This is a genomic window from Stenotrophomonas sp. YJH_SMC_40 (assembly GCF_059368615.1).
The window spans coordinates 147,119-162,789 of the sequence record NZ_JCAFRX010000003.1 but is presented as its reverse complement, the minus strand read 5'-3'; the positions used below and the strand labels follow the sequence as shown (position 1 = coordinate 162,789).

Annotated in this window: 7 protein-coding genes and 1 other RNA gene; 2 read left to right on the top strand and 6 right to left on the bottom strand. The window is 67.0% G+C overall.

Annotated features, from left to right (window positions below):
• Positions 1-20: 20 nt before the first annotated feature.
• Both AC5P6X_RS06540 and AC5P6X_RS06535 read right to left on the bottom strand, forming a co-directional pair.
• Positions 21-10,925 (bottom strand): autotransporter-associated beta strand repeat-containing protein, encoded by a 10,905-nt coding sequence (locus tag AC5P6X_RS06540; RefSeq protein WP_495215368.1) that lies wholly within the window; start codon positions 10,923-10,925, stop codon positions 21-23.
• A gap of 358 nt (positions 10,926-11,283) precedes the next feature.
• On the bottom strand, positions 11,284-11,601 hold the full coding sequence (locus AC5P6X_RS06535; RefSeq protein ID WP_108270511.1) for a DMT family transporter: 318 nt from the start codon (positions 11,599-11,601) through the stop codon (positions 11,284-11,286).
• A gap of 300 nt (positions 11,602-11,901) precedes the next feature.
• Between AC5P6X_RS06535 and ffs the strand changes: the two genes are divergently transcribed.
• An RNA gene (ffs, locus tag AC5P6X_RS06530) (signal recognition particle sRNA small type) lies at positions 11,902-11,998 on the top strand.
• 78 nt (positions 11,999-12,076) lie between these two features.
• On the opposite strand, the gene AC5P6X_RS06525 is transcribed toward ffs, so the two are convergent.
• Genes AC5P6X_RS06525 through AC5P6X_RS06515 form a run of 3 tightly spaced genes read right to left on the bottom strand, consistent with a single transcriptional unit; the run spans position 12,077 to position 13,979 of the window.
• A complete protein-coding gene (locus tag AC5P6X_RS06525; protein WP_012479276.1) occupies positions 12,077-12,466 on the bottom strand; it encodes a nuclear transport factor 2 family protein in 390 nt (129 codons plus the stop codon).
• The gene (locus AC5P6X_RS06520) at positions 12,463-13,230 is read right to left on the bottom strand and encodes an MBL fold metallo-hydrolase (RefSeq protein WP_108270510.1); all 768 of its coding nucleotides are present in this window, start codon (positions 13,228-13,230) and stop codon (positions 12,463-12,465) included. The genes AC5P6X_RS06525 and AC5P6X_RS06520 overlap by 4 nt, the downstream gene beginning before the upstream one ends.
• Positions 13,230-13,979 (bottom strand): 3-deoxy-D-manno-octulosonic acid kinase, encoded by a 750-nt coding sequence (locus tag AC5P6X_RS06515; RefSeq protein ID WP_012479275.1) that lies wholly within the window; start codon positions 13,977-13,979, stop codon positions 13,230-13,232. The genes AC5P6X_RS06520 and AC5P6X_RS06515 overlap by 1 nt, the downstream gene beginning before the upstream one ends.
• A 20-nt stretch (positions 13,980-13,999) precedes the next feature.
• Here AC5P6X_RS06515 and AC5P6X_RS06510 point away from each other — a divergent pair, with 20 nt between their 5' ends.
• Positions 14,000-15,046 carry a glycosyltransferase family 9 protein gene (locus tag AC5P6X_RS06510; protein WP_012479274.1) on the top strand — a complete coding sequence of 349 codons (1,047 nt, stop codon included), beginning with the start codon at positions 14,000-14,002 and terminating at the stop codon, positions 15,044-15,046.
• Positions 15,047-15,124: 78 nt separating this feature from the next.
• On the opposite strand, the gene AC5P6X_RS06505 is transcribed toward AC5P6X_RS06510, so the two are convergent.
• Positions 15,125-15,529, bottom strand: coding sequence for a DUF6165 family protein (locus tag AC5P6X_RS06505; RefSeq protein WP_005408281.1), 405 nt, complete (start codon positions 15,527-15,529; stop codon positions 15,125-15,127).
• Between the last annotated feature and the right edge of the window lie 142 nt (positions 15,530-15,671).

Below are 15,671 nucleotides of genomic sequence, written 5' to 3'. Positions count from 1 at the left end.
CCAACCTCGCCCCACTCTCCTCAGAAGCCCACGCGCAGGTTGATCTGCCCGCCCACGTCGCGGCGGCCATCGCCGTGCTGGCCCTGCACGAACATCGACAGCTGGCTGTTGCGGCCGAGGCCCACCGCCACGCCCACCTGACTGACCAGCGCATTGCGTGCCATCACCGCGCTGTAGACGTCGAAGGCATTACCGCCCACCGCGAAGCGGTTGCGGCCGGCCACATCGGTATCACCCGATGCATGCTGCCAGCCCAGGCCAACCGTCAGCTGCGCCGGGAAGCGCTCGCCGCTGCCCACATCCCAACGGCCGCGCACGCCCACGGTGCTGACATTGAGCGTGTCCTTGCCGCCTTCCAGCACCAGCGCAGCCGTGCCGCCCTGCTCCACCGCACGATCGCTGTCGACCCAGTGCCTGGTGAACTGCACATACGGCTGCAGTTGGGTCCTGCCATGGGTCCAGGTCCAGCTGCCCTCCACCTGCGCGATGGTCACATCCGAGTCCTGGCGGCTGTACAGGGTCTGGCCCAGCAGCGGCACCTCACGCGTGGTACGCGTGCGGTAGTCACCGCGCGATACGCTGCCACCGACCGCAAAGCCGTTGTTCCACTGGCCCTGCGCATACAGGCCGAACGTGTTGCCGCGCAGGCGGGCCCGCGAGCTGCGATCGTACAGGCGCGTATCCAGCCGCTCGTTGCCTGCGGCCGCACCCAGCACCACGTGTTCGCCCAGCTGCCAGTCCACGCCCGCCATCAGTGCATTGCGGTTGGAGCGGATGTCATCGCCGTTGCCGTCACCGTCCTGGCGGAACACCTTGCCGCTGCCGGCCAGCCAGGCCGAGGCACGCTCGCCACGCACGGTCGGCAGTTCGCTGCCGAGACGCTGGCGGATGCCCTCTTCCAGGTAGTTGTCGTACAGCAGCACCGCACGGCTGGCCGCATGTACCTCGCCGGACAACTGGTCGAACGCCGCACGCGCGGTACCCGCGTCATACATCAGCAGCGTGTTGTACAGGCCCAGTGCCGGACCACTCTGCGGCAGGCTGTCCAGCGCTGCAGCGGTGTTGTACTGGTTGCGCGTCTTCGCCGCCGTGGTGAATGCCGCGGTCTGCGCTACGTCGATCTGCAGGTTGGCCGTGTTGGCGGTATAGACCGGGGTGATGGTCAGGAAGGCCGACGGCGAGGTCGCCGAAGCGAACTGCCCGCTGACGCCACCACCCGCGTTGATCACGGTGTACTGCTGGCCCTGCTGGTAGCTGGTGTTCGGCGAGATGGTATTCACCTTGACGATGCTGCCACCCACGTTGGCGCTGCCGCCCACCTGTACCGTATCGCTGCCGGTGGCGCCCAGGTCGACGCCCAGCGTGCTGCCCGGCGACAACGTCAGGTTGCCGCCCACCGTGACCGTGCCGGTGCCATTGCCCGCACCACTGCCGTTGCCCGGGCCATTGCCCGGCGACAGCACGCCGCCGCTGGACACCGTCACGCCGCCACCCGTGCCACCGATGGTCCCGGTACCGGACAGCGTGGTACCGCTGCCGATGGTCCACTGGCCACCGATGTTGCCGGTGACATTCAGGCCACCGCCAGTGACCTGGCCGGTGCCGCTGAAGCCGCCGCTGTTGCCGCCCAGGTTCAGGCCGCCCGGGCCTGCCTGCACGATGCTGCCACCACCGCTGATGGTGCCGCCCAGCGTGGTGGTGCCGCCGGTGTTGATGACCAGGCCACCGTTGTTGGTGATATTGCCGGTGATCGAGCCGCTGGCGCCGCCATTGCCGACCTGCACGGTGCCGCCGGCATTGATGGTGGTGCCGCCGGTGTAGGTGTTGTTGCCGGTCAGGGTGACCGTTCCGGTGCCGGCCTGGGTCAGGCCACCATTGCCGCTGATGGTGCCTCCGACGGTGGTGTTGCCGCCCACGTTGAACACCAGGCTGCCGTTGTTGCTGACGTTGCCGGCGATCGCACCGCTGGCGCCGCCATTGCCGACCTGCAACGTGCCGCCGGTATTGATGGTGGTGCCACCGGTATAGGTGTTGTTGCCGCCCAGGATCAACGTGCCGCTGCCGGCCTGGGTCAGGCCACCGCTGCCGCTGATGGCGCCACCGACCGTGGTATTGCCGGCCACGTTGAACACCAGGTTGCCGTTGTTGGTGACGTTGCCACCGATCGCGCCGGTCGCACCGCCGTTGCCGACCTGCAGCGTGCCGCCTGCATTGATCGTGGTCGGCCCGGTGTAGGTGTTGTTGCCGGTCACGGTCAGAGTGCCGCTGCCGGCCTGGGTCAGGCCGCCGCTGCCACTGATGGTGCCACCCAGCGTGGTGTTGCCGGCCACGTTGGACAGCAGCGTGCCGTTGTTGGTGACATCGCCAATGATCGAGCCGGTCGCGCCGCCATTGCCCAGCTGCAGCGTGCCGCCGGCGTTGATGGTGGTACCCCCGGTGTAGGTGTTGGTGCCGGTCAGCACCAGCGACCCACTGCCCGCCTGGGTCAGGCCACCCGTACCGCTGATGGTGCCGCCCAGCTGCGTGTTGCCGGCCACGTTGGAGATCAACGCGCCATTGTTGGTGATGTCTCCAGCGATGGCGCCGGTTGCCCCGCCGTTGCCGACCTGCAGCGTACCGCCGGTATTGATCGTGGTGCCACCGGTATAGGTGTTGTTGCCGACCAGGGTCAGCACGCCGCTGCCGGCCTGGGTCAGGCCACCGCTGCCGCTGATCGCGCCACCGACCGTGGTGTTGCCGCCCACGTTGAATACCAGGCTGCCGTTGTTGGCAACGTTGCCGGTGATCGCACCGGTCGCACCGCCATTGCCCACCTGCAGGGTGCCACCGGCATTGACGGTGGTGCCGCCGGTATAGGTGTTGTTGCCGGTCAGCACCAGCGTACCGCTGCCGGCCTGGGTCAGGCCGCCACTGCCGCTGATGGTGCCACCGAGCGTGGTGTTGCCGGCCACGTTGGACACCAGCGCGCCGTTGTTGGTGATGTCGCCGACGATCGCACCGGTCGCACCACCGTTGCCGATCTGCAGCGCGCCGCCGGCATTGATGGTGGTCCCTCCGGTGTAGGTGTTGTTGCCGGTCAGCACCAGCGTGCCGCTGCCGGCCTGGGTCAGACCGCCATTGCCACTGACCACCGCACCCACGGTTGCCGTGGTGCCGAGGTTGTAGACCAGGCTGCCATTGTTGGTGATGTCGCCCAGCACCGAACCGGTGCTGCCACCGTTGCCGATCTGCAGGGTGCTGCCACCGTTGATGGTGGTACCGCCGGTATAGGTGTTGTCGCCGCTCAGGGTCAGCGTACCGGTACCTCCCTGCACCAGGCCGCCGGTGCCACTGAGGACGCCAGCGAACACGGTGCTGGCGTTGTTGCCGCCGGTAGTCAGCGTTGCGCCTCCCAGCGCCACCGTGCTGCCGGCCACACCGGCCAGGCCGCCGATGCTCTGGTTGCCACCGGCGCTGATATCCAGTGTGCCAGCACCGGCCAGGTTGACCGTGCTGGCACCGGACAGGCTGCCGCCGGCTGCTACCGCCAGCGTGCCGCTGTTGATGGTGGTGGTGCCGGCATAGCTGCTGGCACCGCCCAGGGTGACCGTCGCCGCGCCATCCTTCAGCAGGCCACCGGCACCGCTGATCGGTCCGTTCAAGGTCAGCGCGTTGCTGCCGACCAGAGTCAGCGTGCCGCTGGCCAGCTGCACGGTGTTGGCCAGAGTCAGCGCACTGGTGCCATCCAGGCTGGCGTTGCCGCCTACGGTCAGCGCGCCGATGCCCAGCGAACCGCCGTTGCCCAGCAGCAGGCCACCGGCATTGAGGGTCACGCCGCCCGTGAAGACGTTGACGCCAGTCAAGCCCTGGATGCCTGCGCCGTTCTTTACCAAGCCACCGGCCCCTCCGATGGTGCCGGCGAAGGTGGTATTGCCCACGCCATTGAGGGTCAGCGTGCTGCCGCCCAGCGCCACGGTCGAACCTGCCACGCCTGCCAGCGAACCGATCGCCTGCGCACCACCCGCGCTGATGTCAAAGGCGGTACCGGCATTGGCCAGGTTCACCGCACCAGTCGCCGCGAGGCTGCCACCGGCGCCGATCGCCAGCGTACCGGCATTGATGGTGGTTCCACCGGTGAAGGTGTTGGTGCCGGTCAACGTCTGGGTACCCGAACCTTCCTTGATCAGGCCACCGGAGCCGGCCACCGAACCACTGAACGTGCCATTGGTGGCGTCTCCGATCGTCAGCGTGTTGGCGCCCAGATTCACCGTACCGTTGCCGATCAGGGTACCGAACTGCTGCGTGCCGCTGCCCGCCGACAGATCGAAGGTCGCACCCGAGGCCAGGTTGACGATGCCTGAGGAGGCCAGGCTGGCGCCAGCACCCAGTGCCAGAGTGCCGGCGTTGATGAAAGTACCGCCGGTATAGGTGTTGGCACCATTCAAGGTCAGCGTCGCGGCACCCTCCTTGGTCAGTGAGCCGGTACCACTGAGGATGCCGTTGAGGGTGAGGTTGTTGCTGCCGAGGACGGTCAACGCGTTGTTGAGGGTGAAGTTGTTGGCGAGGGTGACCGCCGTGTTCGAATTGAGCGTCGCAGCGCCTCCGACCGTCACCGCACCGGTGCCCAACGCAGCATTGTTGCCGACCACCAGGCCACCGGCGTTGAGCGCCACGCCGCCGCTGAAGGTACTGCCGCCATTGAGCGTCTGCACGCCCGCGCCGTTCTTGATCAGCCCGCCATTGCCGCTGATCGCACCGTTGAAGGTGCTGTCCACGGTGCCGCCCAGGGTCAGCGTGCTGCCGCCCAGCGCCACCGTGCTGCCGGCGACGCCGGCCAGCGAACCGATGGTCTGGTTGCCCGCGGAGATATCGAGCGTGCCAGCACCGGCCAGATTCACCGCGCCGGTCGCGGCGAGGCTGCCACCGGCACCGATCGCCAGCGTGCCGCTGTTGATGGTGGTACCACCGGTGTAGGTGTTGGCACCGCTCAGGGTTACCGTGGCCGCACCGTCCTTGATCAACCCACCTGTACCCGAGATCACACCGCCCAGCGCCAGCGCCTGGCTGCCGAGCAGGTCGAGGTTGGCACCCGCTGCCAGGCTGATGTTGTTGGCCAGGCTGGCAGCGGTCGATGCATCCAGTGTTGCGTTGCTTCCGACCGTCAACGCACCGCTGCCGAGCGCAGCATTGTTGCCGACCACCAAGCCACCGCCGTTGAGTGCAACGCCACCACTGAACAGATTGGCACCGCCCAGCGTGAGGATGCCGGCGCCATTCTTGACCAGGCCACCGGTGCCGGAAATCGCGCCATCGAAGATGCTGTTGCCAACGCCGCCCAGGGTCAGCGTCTGCGCCCCCAGGCTCACCGTCGAACCCGCCACGCCGTTCAACGCCCCGATGGTCTGGTTGGCGCCGGCAGTCGAGATATCGAAGCCCGTGCCTGCCGCAGTGAGCCTCACCGCACCGGTCGCGGCCAGACTGCCGCCGGGGCCGATCGCCAGGGTACCGGCGTTGATGAACGTGCCGCCGGTGTAGGTGTTGGCACCGGTCAGCGTCTCGATGCCGGCACCGACCTTGGTCAGGCCACCGGTGCCTGCGATCGAGCCACTGAAGGTGCCATCGGTGGCGCCGCCCACTTCGATCGAGTTGGCACCGAGGTTCACCGTACCGTTGCCGACCAGCGTGCCGAACTGCTGCGTGCCACTGCCGGCCGACAGGTCCAGCGTGGCGCCGGTGGCAAGATTGACGGTACCGCTCGCGGCCAGGCTGGCACCGGCCCCCAGCGCCAGCGTGCCGGCGTTGATGTTGGTGCCACCGGTGTAGGTGTTGGCGCCATTCAACGTCAGCGTCGCGCTGCCATTCTTGGTGAGGCTGCCGGTACCGGAAAGGACGCCGTTGAGCGTCAGTGCATTGGTCCCGATTACGGTCAGCCCGGCATTGAGCGCAATGTTGTTGGCCAGCGTTGCCAGGCCGGTGGTATCCAGCGTGGCAGCACCACCGACGGTCAATGCGCCCGTGCCCAGCGCTGCGTCATTGCCGAGCACCAGTCCGCCTGCATTGAGCGTCACGCCGCCACCGAAGGTATTGGCGCCGGACAAGGTCTGTACGCCCGCGCCCACCTTGACCAGGCCACCACCGCCGCTGATCACGCCATCGAACGCGGCGTTGCCGGCGGTACCGAAGGTCAACGAATTGCCGCCCAGCGTCAGCGTGCTGCCGCCCGCGCCGTTGAGCGCGCCGATGGTCTGGTTGCCGCCGGCACCGGAGATATCGAAGCCTGCGCCTGCGCCCAACGTGACATCACCGACTGCGGCGAGACTGCCACCCGTGCCCAACGCCAGCGTGCCGGCGTTGATGGTGGTACCGCCGGTGTAGGTGTTGGCACCGGACAGCGTCAACGTGGTGCCGCCATTCTTGATCAGGCTGCCATTGCCGCCTACCACGCCCGACAGCGTCAGCGCATTGCTGCCGGGCAGCGTGAGTGCGACGCCCGAGCCCAGCGTGACCGCATTGCCGAGCGTCACTGCAGTGCCTGCATCCAGCGTGGTGCTGGCATTGACCGCCAGCGCACCGGTACCGAGCGCACCATTCGCGCCGACCACCAGGCCACCACCGTTCAAGGTCAGGCCGCCACCGAAGGTGTTGGTGTTGTTGAGGGTCAGCAGGCCCGCACCATTCTTGACCAGGCTGCCGTTGCCGCTCAGCACGCCTCCGAATGCAACGTCACTGGTTCCGCCCAGGGTGAGCTGGGTGCCGGCACCGAAGTTCACCGCGTTGGCCAGATTCAATGCCACCGTGCTGTCCAGCGTGGTGGTGCCGCCAATACCCAGCGCACCGGTACCAAGCGCACCTGCATCGCCCAGTACCAACCCGCCCGCGTTGAGCGCAAGGCCACCACTGAACGTGTTTGCACCGGACAGCGTCTGCACGCCCGTGCCGGTCTTGACCAGGCCACCGGTTCCACCGATCACACCGGCAAAGCTGCCATTGCTGGCACCGCCAAAGGTCAGCGACTGCGCGCCCAGCGCCAGCTGGCTGCCCGCCACGCCATTCAACGCGCCGATGGTCTGTGCCGCACCGGCTGCGGAGATGTCCAGTGTCGCGCCCGCAACGGCAAGATTCACCGCACCGGCTGCGGCGAGACTGCCGCCTGCGCCCAGCGCCAGCGTGCCGGCGTTGATGGTGGTGCCTCCGTTGTAGGTATTGGCGCCCGACAACGTCAACCGCGCCGTGCCGTCCTTGATCAGCCCACCGGCACCGAATACCGGACCGGCCAGCGTCAGGTCATTGCTGCCCAGCACGGAAAGGTTGGCACCGGCAGCGAGACCGATGGTGTTGCCCAGCGCCAGCGCCGTTGTGGCCTCCAGCGAAGCGTTGCCGCCCACGTCCAGCTGGCCGGTACCCAGCGCCTGCGCATTGCCCAGCTGCAGCAGGCCCGCGTTGAGGCCGACGCCCCCGCTGAACGTATTGACGCCGTTCAACGCCAGCGTCGCCGTACCGTTCTTGACCAGGCTGCCAGTACCACTGATGAGACCGCCCAGCGACACGTTCTGGCTGCCCAGCAGATCCAGCGCCGCGCCCGCCCCAAGGTTGAGGTCGTTGGCGAGGTTCAGCGCTACTGAACTGTCCAGCGTGGCATTGGCGCCCACCGACAGTGCACCGGTGCCCAGTGCGCCGGCGTTCCCCAGGAACACGCCGCCGCCGTTGACGGTCAGCCCACCACCGAAGCTGTTGGCGCCGTTGAGGGTCAACGTGGTGGCACCATTCTTGACCAGCCTGCCGGCACCGGACACCACGCCACCCAGCGTGATCGCCTGCGAGCCCGGCAGCGACAGCGCGGCACCCGCGCCCAGGGACACATTGTTGGCCAGGTTCAGCGGGGCGCCGCCATCGAGCGAGACGCTGCCGCCAATGCCCAATACTCCCGTACCGAGTGCGCCACTGTTGCCCAGCAGCAGACTGCCGGCGTTTGCGCTCAGTCCACCGCTGAAGGTGTTGGTACCGTTCAAGGTCAGTGTCGACGCGCCATTCTTGACCAGGCTGCCGGTGCCGGTGACGTTGCCGGCCAGGGCCAGGTTCTGGCTGCCCGGCAGGGTCAACGCCGCGCCGAGGTTGATCGCATTGCCCAGGTTCAGTGCAGCAGTGGCGTCCAGCGAACCGTTGCCACTGACGGTCAGCGCACCGCTTCCCAGCGCACCGGCGTTGCCCAGCACCAGGCCACCGGCGGCAAGATTCACCCCACCGCTGAAGGTGCTGGCGCTGGTCAGCGTCTGCACGCCGGTGCCCTGCTTGATCAGGCCACCGGTGCCGCCGATCACGCCGGCGAAGGTCTGGTTGGTGGCATCACCGAAGGTCAGCGTGCTGCTGCCCAGCGACAGGGTGCTGCCAGCCACGCCGGACAACGCACCGATGGTCTGGTTGCCACCCAGCGAGATATCCAGTGCGCTGCCAGCGCCGGCCAGGCTGACCGCGCCGGTCGCCGCCAGGCTGCCACCACTGGCCAATGACACCGTTCCGGCATTCACCGCCAGCCCACCGGTGAACGTGTTCGCGCCGCCCAGCGTCAGCGTGGAGGCGCCGTTCTTGACCAGGCTGCCGCTCCCGCCGATGACACCGCCCAGCGTCAGCGCATTCGAGCTCAGCACATCGAGCGAACCACCGGCGCCAAGCGTGATGCCATTGCCCACGGTGAGGCCGGCGCTGGCGTCGAGCGATACCGCACCGCCGACGTTCAGCGCCCCGGTTCCCAGTGCACCGCCGTTGCCCAGCACCAGGCTGCCGGCATTGAGCGCCAGACCGCCGCCGAACGTATTGGCGCCGTTGAGCGTCAGGGTTGCCGCGCCATTCTTGATCAGGCCACCAGCGCCACCGATCACGCCGTTGAATGTGAGCGCCTGGTTGCCCAGCAGATTCAGGCTGGCCCCGGCACCGAGGTTGACGGCATTGGTCAACGCCAACCCGGTCGTGCCATCCAGCGTGGCATTGCCGCCGACGGACAGCGTGCCGCTGCCCAACGCGGCCGCATTGCCCAGCAACAAGCCGCCGGCGTTGAGCGCAACACCGCCGCTGAGGTTGTTGACGCCGGACAGGGTCTGCACGCCGGTACCGAGCTTGATCAGGCCACCGGTGCCTGCGGCGAACGTGCCGCTGTAGCTGGTATTGCCCAGCCCACCCAGGGTCAGCGTGTGGCTGCCGAGATTGACCGAACCGCCGAGACCGGCCAGCGAGCCGATGGTCTGGTTGGTCGCCGCTGAAAGATCGAGGCTGGTACCAACGCCCAGCGTGATCGCACCGGTGGGCGACAGGCTGCCACCCGCGCCCAGCGCCAATGCGCCGCCGGCCAGATTGAAGGCGCCGGTCAGCGAATTGGCGCCATTCAAGGTCAGCGTGCCCGCGCCGTTCTTGGTCACGTTGCCGGCACCAGAAATCGAGCCACTCAATGTCAGCGCATTGCTGCCCAGCAGGTTCAGCGAGCCCCCGCCATTGACCACCAGATTGTTGCCCAGGTTGAAGCCCGCCGTCGTATCCAGCGAAGCGCTGCCACCGACGGTCAGGTTGCCGATGCCCAGTGCACCGGCATTCCCCAGTACCAGGCCGCCGGCATTGAGGTTGACGCCGCCGGAGAACAGGTTTGCGCCGCCGAGCGTGACGATGCCGGTGTTGTTGACCGTCAGCCCGCCAGTACCGGACAGCACGCCACCCAGGCTGAACGCATTGGTCCCGCCGAGGGAAAGGTTGCCGCCAAGGTTGAAGGCGTTGGTCAGGTTCAGACCGGCCGTGGAGGCGGCAATGGCACCGCCGTTGGCGGTGAACAGCCCTGTGCCGAAGGAACCGGCATTATTGAAATTGACCAGGCCATCGTTGAGCGTGGTCGTGCCCGCACCCGCCCACACACCCTGCAGGTTCCAGGTACCGCTGTTGACGGTGAGCCTCTGGAAGTTGATGTACTGGTTCCAGCCCAGCGTGGTTACCGCTCCGCCGGTACCGCTGCCCGGGACGGTGGCGCTGTTCTGCAGCACCAGGCTGTTGTTGGACGCCGAGCCACCGTCGACGATGCCGGCCGCGGCCAGATTCACCGCAAGCGCGCCGACCTGCCCGGCCACGCCGATACCGGCGGTATTGACGCTGGAACCAGACACGGCGGTGAAGGTGTTGCCGGCGACCGAACTGCCCAGGTTCACACTGCCGTTGATGGTTCCCGCGTTGAGGAAGGTATTGCCGGCCCCCGCCGTGGCCGAACCCTGGAACCCTATGCGGCCGGTAATGGTGCCGGTGTTGTTGAGAGTGGTCTGCGCACCACCGTAGCTTACGATCGATGCCGCATCGGCCGTGGTCAACAGGCCTGCACCAAAGATCGACATGTCCACATTACCGGCATTGACGATGTTGCTGACACCGCCGGAAGCGTTCTGCACCACCAGCGCCTGTCCGCCGAAACCGAGGATGGAGCCGATGTTGACCAGGCCTTTGATCGCCCCGCCTGCCTGATTGTTGACGCTGATGGTGTTTCCACCGACGGTATTGTTGCCCAGCACCATGCCCGACGCTGCCAGGCTCAGGCCACCGTTGATGGTGGGATCGACCGTGCCCTGGTTGTTCACGGTGATGCCGTTACCACTCAAATTCACTGCACTTCCGCCAACGATCGGCGGCACGCTGAGCTCGGCGCCGGTCTGGATATTCAGCGTCACGCCGTTGATGCTGTTGGTCAGCGAATTGGTATTGGAGCCGGTGGCGCAGGTCACCGTCGTACCTGCGGTAGTGCAGGCCGCAAACGCCGATCCACTGGCCAGCGTGGCCGCCAGTGCCACCGCCAGCTGATGCGCCCGCAATCGCGGCACCCGCCCTGCGCTGACCGCGCTTCCGCCGGGATTCCGGGCGACCTCCGAAGCAACCTGCATTACCCCAAGGGCACGATTGAAAACCAGACGGTAAATGCGGTTCATCGGTAAATCTCCATGAAAAGACCGGATGGCACAGCTGGCAGGTTTTTTGGAGACAATGCGGCCCACCCCGGCTCCCGATGCGGAAACAAGGTTCGAAGGCATTAACTCCTGAAAATCTTCACATCTTCACGCCGTCGCACCCGGCGACAGGTACGACAGCGTGTCCCTCAAGGCGAAAACTCCCCGGTTTCGCCCGACGAATGGCGGCACTGTGCGACCGTCGGTGCCAGCGGCATGTGAATCACGCTCGTTATTTTCATGACGTACGTCAAATAAAACGGGCGGACAAAATGGTCTTGCCGAAAATGCATATATCTGCTGGAAGCGGAGATTCCTTTCCCCGCCATAAGTAAATCATTCAGCTGCTCGAGAGTTTCATCAGCACCAGGCCGGAAACGATCAGCACCGCTGCACCGATCCGCATCGGGCTGACCTGCTCGCCGAGGAACGCGATGCCAACCACGAACGCACCGACCGCGCCGATGCCGGTCCAGATCGTATAGGCGGTGCCCAGCGGCAGGCTGCGCATGGCCACCGCCAGCAACCAGAAGCTGGCGATCATGCCGACGATCGTGACCACGGTGGGGGTGAGCTTGGTGAAGCCTTCGGACTGCTTCATGGACACGGCCCAGACGATTTCCAGCAGGCCGGCGAACAACAGATAGATCCAGGCCATGACGGCCCTCCTCTTGGTAGGGCCAGGCCGTCCTGGTCTTTGATTCCCGATGTGGGGGAGGCCGTTCCTCCTGGCCGGCATTCTAGCAACGGCGGGTGGCCCGGGCCGCCATGGGCGGGAACGGGTTACAGCGGATTCAGCGCGTGAAGCTGGCGTCGATGCACCTGCCTGCGCTAGACTACGCGTCTGCCATCGGCCAGCCGATGCGCAGTCCGGCTGTGGTCTCTGGCGCATCGCGCGCTGCTTCCCCTGGTCCGTGAACTGGCTGCCCTCCGGGCGGCCGACGTCTCTATGGTGGCCCCGTCGGCCCCTCGCGACGCTAGGTCGAAAACCCCGCCAGGGCCGGAAGGCAGCAACGGTATCGATCGACGCGGGCGCCGAGGTCAGCCGGCGGGGCCATCGCCTTTTCCGGCGACGCCCCGCCCCTGGCAGGTGCCACCCCTGGTTGGCGCCCTTCGCCGGACATGGCCCGGTCCTACCGTGCCTCGGGCGTGCCCTGGTGGAACAGCATGCGCCATCCATCCCCGTGCCGGCGCCACAGCGAGCTGCGCAGCACCCAGCCTTGCGGCTGGCCGTCGAGGTAATGGCGGCTGCGATAACGCACCTGGGCCAGACCGTCGGCCAGCAACCACACCGCGTACTGTTCCGATTCGATCAGCACCTGCGCGCGCTCCAACGGGATCTCCTGCAAGGCTGCATCACGGCCGTAGCATTGCCCGGAACTGCCGATCTCGCTGAAATCCTCGTCCAGCAATGCGTCAAGGCGCTCAGGATCGGCCCGCACCGCAGGCGCATGCAGCGCGCGCTCCAGCACCTCCAGTCCGGCGGCCAGCGCCGCGTCGGCGGGCAGGCCGGCACCGCTCACGGCGGATCCTGCGCCAGCACGTGCGGTGCAGTCGGGGTTGCCAGCGGCACGCACTGCCCCGGCTGCGCCACGCGGTGGCCGCGCGCGGCCAGCGCCACACCATCAGCCACGCTGGCGTAGTGGTAGAGCATCATCCGCGCCTGCAGTTCCGCGCTGTACTCGCGCTCCAGGTCGTCCACACCGGTATGCGACGGATTGCCGTGCAGGCCGCAGTCGTGGGCGATCAGTTCGTTGTCATTGGCGAAGCGGGCCAGCATCTCCGGAATCGGCCGGGTATCACCACTCCAGGTCAGCGCGCCCTGCAGGCGCAGGCCGTACGCCGTCTCCGGCCAGTGGTGGCGTACCGGGAATACTTCCAGGCGCACGCCCTCGTGCCAGAACGCCTCGCCCACCACGATCAACTGGAACGCATCCCAGAAGTTGGCACCGCCCTCGGCCAGCACGTTCGGGTAGTCACCGATGCGCTTGTGCAGCAGCGGCACCACGGTGGCAGGCACATACAGGCGCACCTTGCCGCGGCGCTGCGTACTGAAGAAGGAATCGACGAACAGCCGCTCGAAACCGGCCACGTGATCCAGGTGCACATGGGTGACGAACAGTGCCTGCGGCATGTGCCCGTAGTGCGCCTTGAACGCGGTCAGGCCTTCGCCGCCGCAGTCGATCGTCAGCCACGGCCGCCCGTCCCGCTCGATCACCGACATCGGCGACCCCAGCTCGACCGCCGACGCGTTGCCGACGCCGAGGAAACGCAACGACCAGCCCATCAGGTGCCCCGGTTCCAGGCCATGTCATAGGCGCGCCTCAGCCGCGCGTAGTCCTTCTGCACGTCTTCCACGCTGCGCTCGCCGCGCAGCTTGATCAGCGAGCGCAGCAGGCGCTTGAGGTTGCGTTCGCGCCAGGCGGTGGCCGGAATGCGGATCACTCCACGGTCGAAGTCGATCAGCCAGCCATGGCCGTTGCCATCGAACAGGATGTTGTGCGCGTTGAGGTCGGCATGGTCCAGGCCGGCACGGTGGAAGCGGGCGATCAGCCGCCCGGTCTCTTCCCAGGGCGCGCCCCGTCCGGCGACCAGCGCACGGTCGGCCAGCGAGCGCACGCCCTCGATCCGCTCCATCAGGATTGCCGCCCGGTAGCGCAGGCCTTCGCGCATGTAGTACGCGGCGATCGGCCGGGGCACCGGCAGCTTCTTCTCGCGCAGGGCGCGCATCAGGCGGAATTCGGCAAAGCTCCGGGTCCGGTCCGAGCCACGCCAGAGGTACTGGTCATGGCTGATCTTCGCTGCCAGGCCGCCGCGCAGGTAGTGGCGCAGCACGCTGGCGCCGAACGGCGCATCGATGAACCAGGCGCTGCCGCGGCCGCCCTCGCCGACCGGCCGGGCCTTGCTGCCCCAGTGCTGGGGGGAGAACAGGCCAACCTCGGCTTGCCGCAGCCGCTCGCGGTCGAACAGAATGGCCCCGATGCCGCGACCCTCGCGGCATGGCGTCAGCGCTTCATTGGCGTCGAATGCGACCATTTCATTGAGTCTAACAACACATGGCATCAGCGTCCTCCTCCTTGTGCCTCCTGCGCCTGTCCGCACTCGGCGATGTCACACACGTGGTGCCCCTGGTGCGCACCCTGCAGGCTGCGCGTCCGGACACGCCGATCCACTGGATCATCGACAAGGTCGGCCACAAACTGCTCGATGGCCTGCCCGGCGTCACTTTCCACGCCTACGACAAGAAGAGCGGCATGGCAGGTGTCAAGGAGCTGCGCAAACAGCTGCCACCGGGGCGTTTTGAAGCGCTGCTGCAGATGCAGGTGGCGTTCCGCGCCAACCTGCTGTCGGCGTTCATTCCCGCCGAGCGACGCATCGGCTACGACCGCAGCCGTTCCAAGGACCTGCACGGGCTCTTCATCAACGAGCGCATTCCCGACCGCCCCGGCGTCCATGTGCTGGATGCCATCGGCAGCTTCTGCGAGCCGCTGGGCCTGCGCCAGACCGAGGTCAGCTGGGACCTGGCCGTGCCCCAGTCCGCATATGACTGGGCCGCTGCGCAATGGCAGGACGATGGGCGCCCGGTGCTGATGATCTCGCCCTGTTCCAGCCACGTGCGCCGCAACTGGTATGCAGACCGCTATGCAGCCGTGGCCAACCACGCCGCGCAGCGTGGTTGGCAGGTGGTGCTGTGCGGTGGCCGCAGCGAACTGGAGCGCAGCATGGCCGATGCCATCCAGGCACAACTGCTCACGCCGGCGCTGGACCTGGTCGGGAAGGACACCTTGAAGCAGCTGCCTGCCCTGCTTGCCCGCGCCAACCTGGTGATGACTCCGGACTCGGGCCCGATGCACATCGCCAACGCGATGGGCGCCAAGGTGCTGGGCCTGCATGCGGCCAGCAACCCGAACCGCAGCGGACCGTACTCGGACCGCCGCTACTGCGTGGACCGCTACGACGACGCCGCACGCAAGTACCTGGCCAAGCAGGCTGCCGATCTGAAATGGGGCACCAAGATCGAGTTCGACGATGTGATGGAACTGATCACTGTCGAAGACGGCATCGCGGCTTTCGAGCGTTACGTGGCCGATCATCTGGGGTGATGGGCCGGCCGGGCGTTGGCCTGCGCCCTGCGGTTTCATCCACGCGTGGCGTGGACCTCCCCCTTTTGGCCGCCGGGATTACGCGCGCTGCGCGTAATCCTGGTAGGACTTCTCTTCCACGTACGCCGAGCCCAGCGCCAGGTTGATCGCCTTCTTGATGCGCGCACGCTCGTCGTTGCGCAGGTAGACGCTGCGCGCCAGGTCGACGAAGCCCTGGTCGAACGCCTGCGCCTTTTCCTTCAGGCGGATGTCGTCCTCGATGTCCCACAGCTGCTCGTTGACCGCCTTCAGCTCGGCACGCAGCTTGGCGATGTCCTTCACCGCCGCCGGGTGCGCCATCCAGGTCTGCTCCAGCGCCGACAGCTCCCTGCGCACGTTGGCCAGCTTGCCCTCGTCGCTGATGCGCTCGGACTTGATCTGCAGGATCGAGATCTTGTCCAGCAGCTCGCCGAAGGACACGGGGACAAGGATTTCAGCGCTCATGGGGGAAGGCTCCAGCAGGTGATGCATACATGGTAACCCGCGCGGCGCAAACGCTGCGCCCCGGCGCCTGCATGGTCAGCCGAGCGCGATGACTGGGGGAGAACCCCCCGCAGCTGCGTTAGCGGTCTGGAGAGGCGGCCTG

Bases quoted from the DNA above. Each gene is read 5' to 3' on its own strand.
- AC5P6X_RS06540 (WP_495215368.1), bottom strand. From the start codon at position 10,925: ATGAACCGCATTTACCGTCTGGTTTTCAATCGTGCCCTTGGGGTAATG.
- AC5P6X_RS06505 (WP_005408281.1), bottom strand. From the start codon at position 15,529: ATGAGCGCTGAAATCCTTGTCCCCGTGTCCTTCGGCGAGCTGCTGGAC.
- AC5P6X_RS06520 (WP_108270510.1), bottom strand. From the start codon at position 13,230: ATGGGCTGGTCGTTGCGTTTCCTCGGCGTCGGCAACGCGTCGGCGGTC.
- AC5P6X_RS06535 (WP_108270511.1), bottom strand. From the start codon at position 11,601: ATGGCCTGGATCTATCTGTTGTTCGCCGGCCTGCTGGAAATCGTCTGG.
- AC5P6X_RS06515 (WP_012479275.1), bottom strand. From the start codon at position 13,979: ATGGTCGCATTCGACGCCAATGAAGCGCTGACGCCATGCCGCGAGGGT.
- AC5P6X_RS06510 (WP_012479274.1), top strand. From the start codon at position 14,000: ATGGCATCAGCGTCCTCCTCCTTGTGCCTCCTGCGCCTGTCCGCACTC.